The sequence below is a fragment of the Synergistaceae bacterium genome (assembly GCA_031267575.1).
In the GTDB taxonomy this organism is placed as follows: Bacteria; Synergistota; Synergistia; order Synergistales; family Aminobacteriaceae; genus JAIRYN01.
Genome location: JAIRYN010000075.1, coordinates 1 through 16,000 on the forward strand (window position 1 = coordinate 1; position 16,000 = coordinate 16,000).

The 16,000-nt window shown below is 52.5% G+C and carries 10 protein-coding genes and 1 rRNA gene; 8 read left to right on the plus strand and 3 right to left on the minus strand.

What is annotated here, in order from left to right; translation table 11 throughout:
* Positions 1 to 110, minus strand: a 16S ribosomal RNA gene (locus LBJ36_12260); the annotation flags it as partial.
* A gap of 308 nt (positions 111 to 418) precedes the next feature.
* Here LBJ36_12260 and LBJ36_12265 point away from each other — a divergent pair.
* The 8 genes from LBJ36_12265 (at position 419) to LBJ36_12300 (ending at position 11,850) form a co-directional block, all read left to right on the plus strand.
* Positions 419 to 2,647, plus strand: coding sequence for a PBP1A family penicillin-binding protein (locus LBJ36_12265; GenBank protein MDR1379806.1), 2,229 nt, complete (start codon positions 419 to 421; stop codon positions 2,645 to 2,647).
* Positions 2,648 to 2,778: 131 nt separating this feature from the next.
* Positions 2,779 to 3,660 (plus strand): hypothetical protein, encoded by an 882-nt coding sequence (locus LBJ36_12270; GenBank protein MDR1379807.1) that lies wholly within the window; start codon positions 2,779 to 2,781, stop codon positions 3,658 to 3,660.
* Positions 3,657 to 7,301, plus strand: a complete 3,645-nt coding sequence (locus LBJ36_12275; protein MDR1379808.1) for a dynamin family protein — start codon at positions 3,657 to 3,659, stop codon at positions 7,299 to 7,301. The genes LBJ36_12270 and LBJ36_12275 overlap by 4 nt, the downstream gene beginning before the upstream one ends.
* Before the next feature lie 70 nt (positions 7,302 to 7,371).
* Entirely contained in the window at positions 7,372 to 8,043 is a 672-nt protein-coding gene (locus LBJ36_12280) for a hypothetical protein (protein MDR1379809.1), read from the plus strand.
* Positions 8,044 to 8,083: 40 nt separating this feature from the next.
* Positions 8,084 to 8,377, plus strand: a complete 294-nt coding sequence (locus LBJ36_12285) for a DNA-binding protein (protein ID MDR1379810.1) — start codon at positions 8,084 to 8,086, stop codon at positions 8,375 to 8,377.
* A gap of 73 nt (positions 8,378 to 8,450) precedes the next feature.
* A complete protein-coding gene (locus LBJ36_12290; GenBank protein MDR1379811.1) occupies positions 8,451 to 8,753 on the plus strand; it encodes a DNA-binding protein in 303 nt (100 codons plus the stop codon).
* A 166-nt stretch (positions 8,754 to 8,919) separates the two neighbouring features.
* Positions 8,920 to 10,425: a carbon starvation protein A gene (locus LBJ36_12295; protein MDR1379812.1), complete on the plus strand. Its 1,506-nt coding sequence runs from the start codon at positions 8,920 to 8,922 to the stop codon at positions 10,423 to 10,425.
* Positions 10,426 to 10,800: 375 nt separating this feature from the next.
* A complete protein-coding gene (locus LBJ36_12300; protein ID MDR1379813.1) occupies positions 10,801 to 11,850 on the plus strand; it encodes an ankyrin repeat domain-containing protein in 1,050 nt (349 codons plus the stop codon).
* A gap of 1,062 nt (positions 11,851 to 12,912) precedes the next feature.
* Here LBJ36_12300 and LBJ36_12305 read toward each other — a convergent pair.
* Both LBJ36_12305 and LBJ36_12310 read right to left on the minus strand, forming a co-directional pair.
* On the minus strand, positions 12,913 to 13,479 hold the full coding sequence (locus tag LBJ36_12305) for a DJ-1/PfpI family protein (GenBank protein ID MDR1379814.1): 567 nt from the start codon (positions 13,477 to 13,479) through the stop codon (positions 12,913 to 12,915).
* Between the two features lie 42 nt (positions 13,480 to 13,521).
* The gene (locus tag LBJ36_12310) at positions 13,522 to 15,987 is read right to left on the minus strand and encodes a homocysteine S-methyltransferase family protein (GenBank protein ID MDR1379815.1); all 2,466 of its coding nucleotides are present in this window, start codon (positions 15,985 to 15,987) and stop codon (positions 13,522 to 13,524) included.
* Between the last annotated feature and the right edge of the window lie 13 nt (positions 15,988 to 16,000).

The window sequence follows — 16,000 nt, forward strand, 5'->3', positions numbered from 1 at the left end:
CTACTCCGTATCTCCTTCCACATTGCTGCTTCCGGAAACCGTCGTTCAACTTGCATGTGTTAAGCACGCCGCCAGCGTTCGTCCTGAGCCAGGATCAAACTCTCAGCTCATTCTTTTCATCAACAACTTGAAGTCCATTAACTTAAAGTCTATCAACAAGTCTATTAACCAAGTCTATTAACTTAAAGTCCATCAACTTCGAGCTATTTCAAAAATCATTTCTTTGCTTGACCTATGCACTGTATTCTATTATCAAGTTTCATGGGGAGAAAAACTTAAAGCTCCCTGTTGCCTATGTCGACAACGCAAGGTAATATATCATGGGGTTTTTGAAAAAGCAAGCCCCTCTTCAAAAGAAATTTTGGAAGAAATTTAAAATGTACAACATCCACATAGGAGTTTTCAGGAGGCTTTGATCTTGCAAAATACACGAAAGCGACCGCGTAAAAAACGGCATAAAAGTTTTATTCTGAGGTTTTTCGTTTTTCTTTTGGCTCTTTTGCTGTTATTCTTACTACTTTCGGTTGGACTGACCAGCGCGGGCGTGGCCTATTATGTGGTGACAATTTCGAAGGAGCTGCCAACGAAGGACGACATTCTGACCCACAAGAACAGCGAGCCCAGCTTGGTGTACGACCGTAACGGGAAAGTTATCGCTCGCCTTTTTATTGAAAATCGCACGTCTTTGCAGCTCAATCAGGTATCGCCGTGGATGATTCGCGCCATTCTGGCGGCGGAGGACTCCGCGTTTTACCAACATCGAGGTTTTCGTGTAACCTCCATCTTGCGGGCCTTGTGGATGGACCTCGTCAAGCGCGACGCCCTGCAAGGCGCCAGCACGATTACCCAACAACTCGCTCGTAACCTCTTCCTCACTCAAGAAAAGAGCATCGCCCGCAAGGTCAAGGAGATCATCCTCTCCTTGCGTATGGAACAATTGCTCACCAAGAACGAGATCCTGATGGAGTACCTGAACACGATCAACTTCGGGCGTGGTGCCTGGGGAGTAGAGACGGCGGCCCATACTTATTTCGGCTGTTCCGCGGCCGAACTGGATGTGGCTCAGTCTGCCGTCCTGGCGGGGCTTGTCGCCGCGCCGGGACGGTACAACCCCCTAAGTAACCTTTCCCGCGCGAAAGACCGGCAAAATTACGTCTTGCGCCGAATGGAAACCCTAGGCTGGATCGACTCCAATCAAAGAAAACGCGCTTACAACGAAGAACTTGCCTTCAAACATATACCCAACAAAATCGAGGAGTACAACTACGCACCTTATTTCGTGTCTCATATTCTTTTCAATGAGCTTTTGCCTCGGTACGGTACGGACCGTGTGTATACCGGTGGCCTTCAAATCAAAACAACCCTGGACCTAGACCTCCAAGAATCGGCGCAAGAAGCCATCCGTACCCTGAAAAGTCAAGGTGCTCTGGTCTGCCTCGCCGCCGAAACGGGCGAGGTGCTGGCTCTGGTGGGAGGCAAGGATTTCCAAGAAAGTAAATTCAACCGGGCCACCCAGGCCTTTCGGCAACCAGGCTCCAGCTTCAAGCCCGTTGTTTACGCCACCGCTCTGGAAAACGATATTCTGCCCACGGACCACTTTCTGGACGAGTCGCTCGTTTTCGAAGACAATGGACGAAAATGGTCACCGAAAAATTCCGACGGGAAATATCATGGAGAAGTCACGGTACAAAAAGCGCTGGCCAGTTCCTACAACACCGTAGCCGTCAGGACCGCCGCCTATATCGGGACGCAATCTATCGTCGACATGGCGCGCAACATGGGCATCACCTCGGAGTACTTGACGAGCGACCTTTCCGTCGCTTTAGGGTCCGCTAGCGTAACACCTCTGGAAATGGCCGTGGTCTTCAACTGTTTTTCCAATGGGGGAAAACGCACACCGCCCCTCATGATCCGAGAAATCACCGCGCCGGACGGAACGGTTCTGGAGTCTCATGATCCACAGTCCATACAGGCGATTAATCCTGAGACGGCTTACGTCCTGCGTTCTATGCTATTCGACGTCATCCGCGGCGGGACGGGTTCTCGCGCGAGTCTTACCAAAGCCGAAGCATTCGGCAAGACAGGAACGTCCAACGATTTCATCGACGCGTGGTTCATCGGAGGATCTCCGGGTTTAACCACCGCCATCTACGCGGGCAATGATAATCACAAGAGCCTTGGACGGAACCAAACGGGGGGCGTCGTCGCTGCGCCAGCCTGGAAGATCTTCATGGATTTCGCCGTGGAACACTTGGGAACGCCTGAAAAATTCGAGCCTGCTCCGGCGTGGGTCGAGGTTGACCAAATCTCTATTTGCCGCACGACGGGCTTTAAAGCCAGGTCGGGGTGCCCTGTCGTGAAGCTGTACATGCCCACGGGACGGGGACCGTCCGCCGAATGTCCCCTGCACGGTGGAAATTACGACGCCGCTGTGATAGACCCCAACGCGCCTCGCCTCTTCTTAATCGACCAAGACGAAGTCCCTGAAGACAAGGATGTTCCCGATACCTTAACTCCGCAAGCTCCCGTGGATTCCACGCCTCAGTATATTCCCCAGGAGCCCGCTCCTTATCACCATGACCCCAGTCCGGCCGAAGAGCTCGAGGAGAGGTACCAGGAACTTCTGAAGCAGTATGGAATAGAGTGAGGGAAAATAGTGAGAAAAAATAGTGAAGAGAAGTCCGGAGCTTATTAGGTTATAATAAGAAATCATGGGTTCCGATGAGAGCGGGTTGACCATTTTGTTCACGTAGACGCCGTTTTGAGGGGAGGTCTTCCGTGTTTTACAAAGTCACCAAAGTCACCAAAGCCATTAAAAAAGCCATTCTGGTGGTTGCCGTTTTGCAAGTATCTTCCGCGTGGGCATACGAGGTTGCGGGTTCTCGCGACCACCCTCTTTTTCGTAGGTCGCCGGGATACCATATTGTGGAATACGGCGGTGGAGAGCGCGCCTTGACGATTCCCACGGGAAAGGGTTCTATTTTTCTCGCGGGCCGATGGACCGAAATTGTTTATCACACGGACGCTAAGCCTTTTTCCTCCGATGAATTGGGACACCGTTTTCTTCGTTCTTTGCAAAATGCGGGAGGCGAAGTTGTGTTTCGCGAAAATCCTGGACTTGGTGGGAGTCTTGTGGTGGGGAAGCTGGCTCGCTCAGGCCGTGACGTTTGGGTGACACAGGAGGTTACGGCCTTGCGGGAATACCGGTTGTCCTTTCTCGAAGCTCCGAAACATCAACCCGGAGTATCTCCTCTTTCTGTTCCTGACAATGAAAAGGAAGCCCAGGTATTGGACCTTCTGCGAATCGTGGAGCGCGTCGGCAGCTTGGAATTCGCCGCGCATTTCGCTCCGGGGTCGAGTAAGTTATTGACGAGCTATCAAGAGAATTTCAGTAAAGTCGCAATGTTGATGGAAAAAGATCCTTCCTTAAAATTCCGTATTTCCACCTACACCGATTCTGATTTAAAACCAGCCGACCAGAGAACCTTGTTACGCGACCGAGGGAAGGTTTTGTTTGACGCTTTGACGGCCTTAGGCTCGGACGGAAACCGTTTAGAGGTGGACCTTTCGGTTGCTGACGCGTCGGGCCCCACCGCTCCGCGGGACGTTGTACGGTTGACCTCCGTTGATTCGCTGGATCCCCCGCTTGGAGCACGATGACGCACATTTCAGGTAAAACTTTTCAGGAGGAACACATCTGGCAGAAGTTTTTGACCCTCACCCGCGAAGGCGTCATCGATTTCGATTTTGAAACGCGGCAAATTCGCTGTTCCCCACAGTTGATTCGGAACCTCAAATTGACGCCTGAAACTCTGCCCCGTACCCTTGAACAATGGTCCGAACTCTACCATATCGAGGACTACGCGAAAAGCCAGGAGCTTCGCTACCTCCTCTTTGAGAGCGAAGAAGAGGCTTTTTCCCTGGAGCGGAGGCTTTATTGTGGCGACGGACACTACCGTCGGTTGCGGATGGACGCCGTGTGCTTCCGGGATCCAATGGGAAAAATTCAACGCCTGATTGGCGTGGAGACGGTCCTTCCTCAGGACGCTAACGACCAAAGAGAAGAAATGCTCATGCGTCTGACGGAAATGGAGAGACGCCTCGCGCTTTCGCGAGAGGAAAACGCGCGAGCGGCTTTCGTGATGGGCATGGCGAACGCGATCCCCGATCTTTTGTTTTTCTACGAACTCAACGGTGACTTGACGTTCCACAACGCGGCTTTTGCAAACGTCCTGTCCCGCAACCCCGACCTGACGGAGTGGGCGATTCGGGTCGCCAAGAAAAGCGCGGGTTCTCAGTCGGAGGAACAACGCTCCTACGAAGACGCTTATGGAAGGCTTCGAGACCTGCGAACGCTCCTCGTTCCCTTTTCTCAAGGCGCAACTAAGGGGGTCATCGGAATTTCCTCCGACGTGACCGAACTTGAAGAGATGGAAGCGGATATGACCCGTCTCAAGCGCCTATTGGGGAAAATCTCGCTTTCCGAAAAAAAGACGAACCCTGAAACTGAAACCGAAATTGAAATTAAAACTGAAACTGAAGTCGAAATTGAAGTCGAAACGGACAAGGAGAAGCCTTCTTCTTCCGATTTCTCTAGTTCTTCTTCCGCTTTTTCTTCCAGAGAGGGCGTTGATCTGAACTCGAACTACGGAAAAGAGGTCGGGAAACGACTGGAAGACGCCCTAAACGCACTGTCGGATCCGAGGATCGAAAAACTTTTTCCAGCTCGGCGAGAACAGATCGAGACCCTGCTTCGCGCCGCGGAAAGAGCGGAGCTGGAGGTGGGGGTCATCGGCATCACCAGCAGCGGAAAATCCACCTTCATCAACGCCATGATGGGTGAGCAGCTTTTGCCCGAGGAAACTCAGGCGACCACTAACCTAGTGATCCGCTGTCGCAAAGGAGAAGAGCGGAGCGTAACCGTCGTTTTGCAGAACGGCGAGCGCAAGCGCGTCCTGGGACTACAGCTCACCGCCGGGTGGATGGAAGGCTTGGCCTCCGAGCGTTTGAACCCCGCCAACAAAAAAGCTGTCGCTTTTCTGGAGTGGACGAGCCCCGCCGCCGCGGTCCCAGAAGGCTTGGTCCTCGTTGATACACCGGGGCTGGACGCTTGTGATTTCCCGGAGCACTCCGAGATGTTGTTGCGCCAATTGTTGCTCACGCTGGATGTAGTGATTTACGTGACCTCCATAAGAAATCCGCTCAAGGCGGCCGATTTGGAATCTTTGGAGGCTGTCCTGGAGCAGGACCAAAAGGTCATTTTCCTACTATCCCAAATCGACATGGAGCGAGACGACACAGAGGCCGGGAAGGTGGTTTTCTCGCGAGAGCGGAAACTCTCCGCTTACGTTCAAGAACTTCGCCGGGACATCGAAAAAAATTTCCCCAAAGAGTGTCCTCTCGGAAACTCCACCATTATCCCTGTTTCCTCGAAGTTGGCGATGAGGCATTTTTATGACCGAGAATCCGCCGCGTGGCAAGCCTCGAACTTCGGCTTTTCAATCAAACAGTTAGAGACGTTTCAGGTCAATTTAAACCGTTGCAGGATCGAGGCCCGAGCGAAACGCGCCTTCATGTTGTTGTCGCGAACGGCTCTTGATGTGGAACTGGCGTTGAAAAGCGCTTCCTCAGAGAAAACCGAAGAAAAAGCCGAGTCCGAGGCCCGTGCGCGGCGGGAAAAAGTTCACGCTCTCCGCGATGCTCAACGTTGGGTTAACGCGGAGATTGCCGCCGTGCGCAATGAATGGCGCCGTTCACTCGACCCCCAATATCACATGGATTGCCTGAAGAAGGCGATAGAAAGCGCCAATACTCTTAAGGGAATCCAAAACCGGTACGAGCGCTGGGGAAAGGAGTGGGAGGAGTTGAGCGCCCAAATAACCTTTCGGATGGACAGAGCCCGCCGTTCTTGCCGCGATATTTTGCAAAAACACGACCTCGTGTCTGGGGACTGCTTTCAAAGAGCCTTGGACGACAAAAGCGAACTGCCTTCCTTTTCCCGGTACGTTTTCTACGAGGCGCAGGAAGTGCGAGTCAGAGGCTGGTTCGAGAACCTGGAATTTTGGCCCAGGTATGAGGTTTTTTCCCGGCGGGAGGTGGATAGGAATAAAATGCTGGCGGGCGTGGGGATGTTGCTTTCCGAACGTCTGCGTTTGCTAAACGAACATCTTTCCTGGTGGGAGGCTCGCATGAAAGAGGATTACTGCGACCTTCTTTACGAAGAATTGAGACGTGAGGAAGCCGCTCTGGTCGATGTCGATCATGTCGTCGCGGACGCGTCGGCCTCGCGGGAAGCGTTGTCGCGGGCTCTAGAAAACCTGCGCGACGCCGAGAAAGGAATCGAGGAACTGACGAAATCGGCAATCGATCTGTTGGCGTCCGAACACTCCGAAGATCTCGAAACCAGCGATCCCAATGTCGTTTTTACGGGACAGGAAATCTGGAAGTCGGACTGGGAAAAGAGCTCAAAAAATGAACCGGAGGAAAAAGAAGAGAGGGAGCAGGGGATTTTCGCGCCTCTTTTGGCCACGTTTCATGAGCAGAACATCCAATCTCGCTTTCTGGAACTCGACGGCTTGCGCCGAAGTCGCCGGATCGTTCTGCTGGGCCTGAGACGCCATGACTCTCTGGGTTTTTTATCCCGCCTAGCCCATGACCTGGCGATGAGCGACACACTGGGAGCAGAGAACGAGGAAGCGTGGCTTGCCTGCGGTTCAACGCTCCCCGCGCTACCTTATGTCCCGTTGGACGTTCCCGATTCGCTCCTACGTCAACTGGAGGTTCTAGTGGCGCCCAGCGACGGACTCTGTAACCTTGAAGGCTCTTTCCACGTGGATTGGGACGATCTTTTCACGGAGTGGTTGCCCATTGTCCACCTCGACATCGCGCGTATCGATTCGGGTTTGTCCGACTTAGCGAGAGCTCCCTACATGCGCGCCCTCGCTCACGCGGATTCCTGGATCGCGGCGTCCGGGCAAGGCGCCCTCTTCAATGGCCGCCTGTCCGACCTGCTGACGGACGTTCCAGAGCGGATGGATCTATTTACCCGAAGCCGGGAATGCGGGGAGCGAGTCGAGTGGTTCGTCTACGAGAATTACGACGCGCGTTACACGGACTTCATGCTCTGGGGAAGGAACCTCGAACAAGGTTCCGATGAGACATTGCTGCAAAAATGGGCCGCGAGCGGACACGACTTTAAGTTTCCGTTTACGAAGCTTCGGCTACGTTTTGCCCTGGAAGGGGCGAGGCGCAAGAAAAAATCTGTCGCGAATTTTCATATCGAAAACAGGGGTACGGCATGAGGACAAAAATTTAAAATCGGGAAAAAAAGCAAGAAAAAAATTAAGATAAGAAAGGAAGCTCGCCGCGTTGATGAATGTTGGTGTAGCCGACCGCCCGTTGGATCACACAACGGCGCGGGTTGTGTCGGAATTAGCAAGTACGTTACTGCCTCGTTTGGAGGAGGTTCTCGTCTCCGAGCTGAAAAAAGCGGCGGAGACTTTGCCGGACCGAACCAACCGGGGCGTCGAGGAAACAATGATCGCTCTGGACCGGCTGATCAAAGCCAGCGATGAGATTGCCGTCTCTCTGAATACGGCGGAAGAATCCGCGCGAAACGTTTTAAATAGCGTGTTGCCCGCATTTTCGAATATCCGCGACCAATTGGATGCCTTTGCCGCGCGCTCTGCCTCCGCAATCGGGGCTGCCGAGGCTAAGGGCTTCCTCGCTTTGCAGGAGGCTATAGCCAATTGGGAAGGTGTTCTGAAAGCGGACGGACGCGCCCAAACCAGGGAGTTGAGTGAGTTTTCCTCCGAACTTTCGGAGCTGACGAGAGGCATGGAGGCCACCTTGCCCCAAGCAGTCAAAGACGCGGTGGAAAAGGCCATGACCATCCACCGTGGCGAATGGGAAAAGTCCATACTGGAGCAAAAGGAGACGCTGGAAAAAAGATTGGCGAGGATTGAAAAGATCGCGAAAATACTCGCGATAGGATGGGGCGTTACCTTTGCTTGCGTGCTGACTAACCTGGCGCTGTATTTGTGAGCCGTGTTTAAAACATTTTTTTAAAGAGGTGATGAAGGTGATGGAAATTACGCAAGTCGACAACATCGTCACAGTATCGGGATTGCTGCATCACATCAGAAGCGAAAAGAAGAACGACAAGTATTTCCTATTTTCCATCAAACAGGAGACGCCCTGGTACGACGGAACCACCCGCAAAGATTTTTTGGTCTCCAGGGCGTTCATTCCCACGGTGCGAGAGACAGTTAGGAGTCTTCCCGAGGGAACGCCGCTAAAGGTCCAAGGATCTCTTCACTCCTCTCTGGGCAGTGGAGAAATGTATATTTACGCGCAAGAAGTGGAAACGATAGTATAATGGGCGACATGTCCAGATTCGGACTCGTAAGCTTATTCGGACTCGTAAACTTAATGGAAAAGCGGGTGTTTTTTTGGTTTTAACGGAAGATATTCTTGGAGAGAACAGCGTCAAAATATCGGGCAAGGTCCACTTCTTAAAAGGACAATCTGAGGGCGAAACGGGAACAGGCAAGTACGCGCAGTTCGCCGTGCGTCAAGATACCGAGTGGGAGGGAGGAACGAGACGCGATTTTTTGGTGGTGCGTGTGTACGACGAGGCTTTGCGCGAACAGCTTCGCGCGAAGCAAGAAAACGACGATGTGAGCGTGGAGGGCACATTGCGTTCCTCCCGGGGTAGCGGTGTCAATTATGTCCGTTGCGCGTCGATAACGTAAGAACGTAAGATTGAAAAACACGTAAAAGTAACCGTTTTTCATTATGCTATAATGCCGATTGATGTAAAAATAAAAAGGGGGGGAATCGTTAAACGCGGGGAAACGAAACACATTGAGTCCGTCACTTCAAGTTCCATAACTAGTTTAAAGAAGGGGGATTGCTGTAATGACGACGTTTCTTATTGGGTTGGTTATTTTGTTTGTGGGGTCCGCCATCTATGGACAGATCTGCGTTAACGTCATGAAACCTGACGATCGTAAGACGCCGGCGTTCACCAAAACCGACGGGGTGGATTACGTTCCGATGCAGACATGGAAAAACAGTCTCATCAACCTGCTGAACATTGCGGGAACGGGGCCGATCCTTGGGCCGATACAGGGGATTTTGTTCGGGCCCGTCGCGTTTATCCTCATCCCTATTGGCAACATTCTGGGTGGCGCTATGCACGACTATTTTTCTGGAATGTTGTCGTTGCGTAACGGAGGGATGCAGATGCCCGCCTTGGTCGAAAAATACACCAATAAGGCGGTATACAATGTATACAATGTGTTCGTTTCTTTCCTCATGCTTTTGGTTGGCGCGGTGTTCATCTACGTGCCGGGCGACATTGCCGCAACACAAGTGTTGGGCTTTTCTGGCGCGGCAAACGCCCCGTCAACATGGGTGGTGTACGGTGTCATTTTCATGTATTATTTGGCCGCTACGCTTTTCCCCATAGATAAGGTCATCGGCAGGATATATCCCATATTCGGCGCGGTACTGCTCTTCTCCGCTATTGGTGTGTTTGGGGGACTCTTCCTCAAAGAATACCCCTTGGTAGAGCTTGGGGCTACGAACTGGAAGGGTATTTACCCTGTAGAGGGCACCAACCTGATCCCGATTTTCTTTATTACCGTGGCCTGCGGTATCGTATCCGGGTTTCACTCCACTCAGACCGCGATTATTTCCCGTTCCATGACCAGTGAACGCCAGGGACGCATGACGTTCTACAACATGATGGTCCTCGAGGGCTTTATAGCTATGATCTGGGCCGCCGCTTCCATGGGCGCCATCCAAAAAGGTTTGATCACCGCCAATGGCCAGCCTCTGACCGCTCTGAGTGTGCACGGCAACGCGGTACAGGTCATCGCGTTGGTCTGCCGAGATATTTTGGGTTCGGCGGGTGGCCTATTGGCGATTCTGGGCGTTATCGTGCTGCCGATCACCTCTGGTGACACCGCTCTGCGTTCTCTGCGCCTGATGGCCGGAGAGTTCCTGCACATTGATCAGAAACCCGCGAAGAACCGCGTGATCATTTCGACGATCATCTTTGCGCTGGTGGCCGGTATTCTCTACTGGGCAAAATCGTCCCCCGGTGGCTTCGCTACCCTGTGGAGGTATTTCGCCTGGAGCAACCAGACTCTGGCGGTGTTCGCCTTCGCTATCATCACCATCTACCTTATAGCCAAAGGGCACGATCGGGCGCCTTACATGTCGCTTCTCCCCGGCGCGTGGTACGTGTTCATCACGACTTCTTATATCTGCAACGCTCAGATTGGATTTCGGTTGTCCTATCCGCTATCCAATGTGATCGGGGTAGCGCTCGCTGTAATTTACTCGATAGTGGTTTGGAAAAAAGGCATAAGTTTACGAGAGGCCAAAGTATCACTGGAGTCAAATCCTATTTTCTAAACGCTCAAAAATAATTACAAGCATTTACGATAAAGCGATGAGAAAGCCAACAGCTGAAGCCGTTGGCTTTCTCATCGCTTTATCGTAAAGTTCGCCGTAACTTACCGTCGTGCGTTCCATCACGCAATGTCCTCTTTTGCCCAAAAATAAAAAAGATATAAAAAAGATATAAAAAAGATAAAAATATCCGGTTCACAATGCGCGCGCTTTTGCCGCTTGCCTACCTTAACAGAATTCAGAGTGTCTTTTCAAGATTCCTCGTCCGTTTGAGCTATAATTTTCTCTATCGTCAAACGTCTTGGCTACAATATGATTTACGGAGCGGCTTCAGAATATGCCTAGTAGAGGTTGCGTGAAAATTGGGGAGGTTTGAAATTGAAGAGCTTGACATATCGCGCGTTTTTCCTTTTCCTTGTGTCGCTCGAAGTTATTTTTGTTGTTTCTGACGCACTGGCGTCTCCTGAATTTCTTGAGCTTTGCGCCAGCGCCAGTCCCGCGGAGGTGGCGGAGGCCATTGTGGGTGGGGTCGATGTCAATGAGCCCGACGAGAACGGCCTGACACCCTTAATGTTGGTCGTTAGCTTGAACCGCCCTGAGATCGTGGATGTCCTGGTTCAGTTGTCTGTTGACGTGAACGCTCAGGATGCGGACGGTTGGACGGCTTTGATGTGGGCCACCATCAGGTCCAACGTGACGGTCGTTGAAAAGCTGATTGCCGCCTCCGCCGACTTGGATATTCAATCTTCCCGGTATATGACGGCGCTCTTGTCCTCGGTGCTGGAAAACCGAACGGAAGTCTCGCGGCTCCTGATTGGGGCCGGCGCTTATGTGGACGCCCGCAACGAGGAGGGGGTAACGTCTTTGATGTTGGCCGTCAGCAAGGGTAACTTGGAGACGATTGACGCACTTCTCAGAGCCGGCGCGTCGGTCAACGCGGAGGATGGAGGTGGCTGGACGGCGCTTTTATGGTCCACGATCAGCGGAGATGTTCGAGTCGCGAAAACGCTGATCGCAGCCTCGGCCGACGTGAGGGTTCCTGACCGGGAAGGGATTACGCCTGTAATGTCTGCTGCGTACAGGGGATACGCTAACTTGCTTTCTCTTTTGATCCAAGCCGGTGGAGATGTCGACGCCGCGACTGTGGACGAGGTCACGGCGTTGTCTCTGGCCTGCGAGTCCGAAAACGAGGAAATTGTGAACATCTTGATCGCTGCAGGAGCTGAGTGTCAAGTGCGAGACAGGGACGGCCTTACGCCTCTGATGGCAGCCGCCCGCAAAGGCAATGTCAGGATCCTGTCTCTCTTGATCAAGGCGGGCGCGACCCTAAACGCGGAGGATAACGATGGCTGGACGGCGTTGCGATACGCCACGGAGTTTCAAAACGAAGAAGCGGCGGAACTCCTGGCTCGAAGCGGGGCAAAATAGTCAACAAAATACAGAAAATAAGAGGGTCACCGTATAGTATAGATATAAGTTTCTATTCATATTTATTTATATATTAATTTGTATCAGATTCCTTCTTATTGACATTACAATAGTAGCCTGTCATGCTCCTTTCGCACCTTGAAAACTGAATATAAGAGGTTGTTCGGAGAAGTTCCGAACGTAAAATATTCAACGAAAACATCGATATTGAAACCGAAAATCAAGCTTATATCAATAATCAATTTTTTAAAAAGTGTTTATCCGTTGGATAAACTTTGCAAGATTTAGCTTTTCCTTAGATCATATGGTCTTCGGAATACTACGCGAAAGATATCTGCTAGCTATAAGTAGATATTAGTACGATCAAAGAATCAGTGTTATGTAAATAATGATCATAATCCTCAGTGATTTTTAACCTATACCTGAAAACTTAATAAAGCGTTTGAAAAGAAAATAATAAATAAACATCTAAGCAATGCGAAAACACATTGCTTTGGTTAAAATTTATAACATAATCCTGAAATATAAATGTATCTATAATGTAGGTTAATCATTCTTGATTTTAATAAATGCTGGCATAGAAAAAGACGCGGCAAATCACATAATGTCTGAATAAGCTATTACAAAGCGCCATAATATGTTATGGTGAAATGATATACGGTGTATCAAGCAGCGTAGGTAGCAGGGTTGCGCGTTTCGACAATGTTGATTTGGCGTCAGGTAATGAAGTCTGAGACAGGTGTTTTATTGTCTGAAAACGAAAAGCAAGAGCCTTTTTGGATAGCATAAAAAGGCTCTTGCAAAAGGGTGGTCTGACATACTCCCACGACTAAAGTTGTGGGATTCTAAGATCGACAAAGACAGCCGACTAAAACAGGTCTTACGTCTTCTCCTTTAAGAGTGGATGCCCCCACTCTGAGAATATTTACAGCTGCATTAATCGCATTAATATTCTGGTCGTGTTCCGCCCCACATCTCACGTTGATAAGCCATAAAAGGAGTTTTACATGAAAGTAGACATAGGGCAAGAAACCAAATACAAAACAAATAGGATACAGGACATTACGCGGTCTTGGTCGAAGGGAAGATCAAGGGGAAGAGGAAAGCCTCGCTCACTTTCCACGCTGTTTTTTTGCCCTCCAAAATCTCCAGGATCCGCAAAGCAAAAAACATGACGGTGGCTGGACCTTGAGAGGTTGTGATGTGCCCGTCCGTCTCCACTATACCTTGTCCGATGGTCGCATCGGTCAGCCAGGATTCCATGCCGGGATAGCAAACGGCCCGTCGACCCCGCAATATCCCCGCCTTGCCGAACACCGCGGGCGCCACGCAAATGGCGGCTAGATTTTTCCCTTCCCTGTCATAGTTCCGCACCCAGTCCAAAAGCCCTTCGTGTTCCGTGTAATCGGTGGTTCCGCCGGGAATCACCAGCATATCGAAAGCGTTACCCCGCGCCTCCTCGAAGAGCTTATCTGCCTGGACGATAATATCGTGTTTACCTCTCACCGCCTCTCGTCCGGTGAGAGACACCGTGGTCACCTCCACCAAACCGCGTCGCAAAATATCCACCGTGGTCAACGCTTCCGTCTCCTCAAAGCCATCGATCAAAAACAACGCCGCCTTAGACATGTCTTCATCTCCTTTTCTTCATCACGCATCGCTGCTTCTTCATCACGCATCGCTGCTATTGCTATCTCCCAAGATCCGCGACACCAGTTTTACCGCCCCTACCGCGTCGGGAGAGTAACCATCCGCGCCGATACGGCGGCTGTAGTCGTCACTCACCGACGCCCCCCCCACGATTACACGCATTTCAGGGAACTTGTCCTTGAGCGCTAATACGTCCTCTTCCATGCGGAACATGGTGCTGGTCATCAAGGCCGAGAGCCCGACAACTTGGGCGTTATGCTCCTGGGCGGCTCTCTCGATCTCCATGCAGGGAACGTTTTTGCCCAAATCTACCACCTTGTAACCATGGCTGCGCAGCATGGTGGCCACCACGTTCTTACCTAGGTCATGCAAGTCGCCCTCTACCGTGGCTAGAACCACGGTACCTTTCTCCATGCTCTCGCCCGACGCGGCGATACGTGCCAGTTCCGCGTCGCACACCTTCTGGGCTGCGCCTGCCGAGGACAGAAGCTGAGGTAGGAAATAACGTCCCGAATCGTAGAGCCTTCCCACTTCCGTTAGAGCCGGAACCACTCCCTCATTGATGATCGTCGTGGGGTGCATGCCCGCCTCGTCCATAGCCCTGCCCAGTTCGCCCGCTTTGTCCGGGTCCCCCTGGATGATAGCGCGCCTCAAGGTCACCCATCCGTCTCCATCGAATCCATCGGATTCGAGATCCTCTTTTTCTTGTGCTTCTTTTTGTGCTTCTTTTTGCGCTCCTTTTTGCTTTTCTTTTTTCCCTTCTATTTTTCTCTCTACTTTGCTCTCCACAGGTGTGGCTCGCGTAAACGCTCCTGCCAGGGAAAGGAATTTTTTCGCGTCCTTGTCGTGCCCACGGAGGAGATCTCCCGCGGCGACGGTCTCCATGATTCCGCGGTCCAAAGGATCGACGATGACCACGTCGAGCCCCGCCCCCATCGCCATCGCCAGCCACGTTCTATTGATGACGCTTCGCGCGGGCATTCCGTGAGAGATGTTGCTGAGTCCCAGCATGGTGCAGCAACCCAGCTCCTGGATGCGGCGAAGGGTCTCCAGGCCCGCGCGGGGAGCCTGATTATCCGCGCCGACCGCCATACAAAGCCCGTCCACCACCAACAGCGAACGGGGATAGCCCATGCGGTCTGCTGTCTCTATGATTCGCTGGACCAGGAGCATACGTCCCTCCACAGTCTCAGGGATACCTTTTTCGTCCAGAGGAAGCGCCACCAGAAGCGCCCCGTAACGCTGAGCCAGACGGATGCCTCTTTCCACCTCTGACCCTTTCGCTGTGACGGAGTTGAGTAACGGGATCCCCGTGCAGGCTCGCAGCCCAGTCTCCATCACGTCGTCACGGTCGCTATCGATGGACAGCGGAAGGTCGGAGGAACTTTCGACGGCGGCCACGGCCTTTTTCATGGCCTCGTTTTGGTCGATTTGCGGAAGTCCGATGTTCACGTCCAAAAGTTGCGCTCCCGCCTCCTGTTGAGCCCGAGCCAGATCTCGCACAGGTCCCCAGGCAGCGGAGGCAACGTGAGGCTTGAGCGCGGAACGCGAGGCGTTGATTCGCTCTCCTACAAGAGTCAAGGCGTGACCCCGCCCCCCCGTCACCAGGCGGCTACGACTGGCAAAGGGTAAGAAATCGATCTGGGGTCTGGGTCTAGATAAAGCCTTCGCTTCTCCCAAACGCCGATTTAAGGCGGCGATATGGTCGGGCGTGGTCCGGCAGCAGCCTCCTATCACAGAGGCGCCGGCTTTCAGCAGGCGCTCTCCCGCTTCCGCATATTCTTCCGGTCCCCACTGTTCGGGGTCGTCGGGCAACCCCGCGTTGGCATACACGAAAACCGGTAATTCCGAATGCTGATGGAGCGTGGCGACCACGTCCACGTAAGCGCCTGGTCCCATGCCACAATTGGCCCCCACGGCCAGAGCACCCACTAATCGAGCCCAGTGAGCCGCCACCTCTGGAGGGGTCCCCGTGACGGTGCGCCCTTGTTGTTCGAAGGTGAAGCTCACAACGAAGGGAAACGAATCGTCCAATTCTTTCAAGGCAACAACTGCGGCTTTAGCCTCTCGTAGGTCTAGGACCGTCTCTATCAAAATAAAGTCCGCGCCTCCCTCGATTAACCCCTGGAATTGAGGACGGAAGGCCGCCGCGGCTGCCTCAAAGGAAAGGGACCCAAAGGGCTCCAGCAGCTCTCCCAAAGGTCCAGCGCAGCCCGCGACGAGATTGTCCCCCGCGGCATCCCGCGCTAGCCGCGCCGCCGCCGCGTTGACCTCCACAGCACGTTCTCCAAGCCCTCGGTGAGCCAGTTTCAGAGCGCTGCCTCCAAAGGAGTTCGTCTCCACGATGTCCGCTCCCGCGTCGATGTAAGCCTTATGTATCGCGCGCACCACTTCCGGTCGCTCCATGTTCATCTCCTCTGGAAGCATGGGGGGAGCCCAACCTCGCTCGGCCAACAGCGTGCCCATCCCTCCATCGAGAAAGAGCAGAGATTCGCCCTTT

What these genes read in the sequence shown, in the direction of transcription:
- LBJ36_12275 (MDR1379808.1), top strand. Translation starts at nt 3,657, where the DNA reads ATGACGCACATTTCAGGTAAAACTTTTCAGGAGGAACACATCTGGCAG.
- LBJ36_12280 (MDR1379809.1), top strand. Translation starts at nt 7,372, where the DNA reads ATGAATGTTGGTGTAGCCGACCGCCCGTTGGATCACACAACGGCGCGG.
- LBJ36_12305 (MDR1379814.1), bottom strand. Translation starts at nt 13,479, where the DNA reads ATGTCTAAGGCGGCGTTGTTTTTGATCGATGGCTTTGAGGAGACGGAA.
- LBJ36_12285 (MDR1379810.1), top strand. Translation starts at nt 8,084, where the DNA reads ATGGAAATTACGCAAGTCGACAACATCGTCACAGTATCGGGATTGCTG.
- LBJ36_12295 (MDR1379812.1), top strand. Translation starts at nt 8,920, where the DNA reads ATGACGACGTTTCTTATTGGGTTGGTTATTTTGTTTGTGGGGTCCGCC.